The organism is Streptomyces sp. BE20 (genome assembly GCF_036322525.1).
In the GTDB taxonomy this organism is placed as follows: Bacteria; Actinomycetota; Actinomycetes; order Streptomycetales; family Streptomycetaceae; genus Kitasatospora.
This window is the reverse complement of sequence record NZ_JAQYWW010000280.1, coordinates 1-332: the sequence shown is the minus strand read 5'-3', so window position 1 is coordinate 332 and position 332 is coordinate 1. Positions and strand designations below refer to the sequence as shown.

The following is a 332-nucleotide window of genomic DNA, read 5'->3' as shown; positions in this document are numbered from 1 at the left end:
GGGGGGGGGGGGCGGCCCCCCCCCCCCCCCCCCCCCCCCCCCGCCGCGCCCGGATGCGTGCGGGGGGGGGGGGGGCGCCCCCGGCCCCATAGGCGGGGGTGGCCACACCCCCCCCGCCCCCGGCCATCGCAAGGCGGCTCGGGGCCCACCTCCGCCCCGGACACCCGCGACTCCGCCGTCGTGGTGCCCGCCCTGTCCTGCGTCGAGGCGGTCGCCGCGGGCGCCTCCCAGGCCCTCGCGCTGCTCGCCGACGGCACCGTCCAGGCCTGGGGCCTCAACGACAGGGGCCAGCTGGGCGACGACACCGCGGTCGGCAAGCCCTATCCGGTGCC

Annotated in this window: 1 pseudogene; it reads left to right on the top strand. The window is 83.1% G+C overall.

The features are described from left to right. Positions 1 to 57 precede the first annotated feature (57 nt). Positions 58 to 332, top strand: a pseudogene (locus tag PUR61_RS01580) (RCC1 domain-containing protein); the annotation flags it as partial.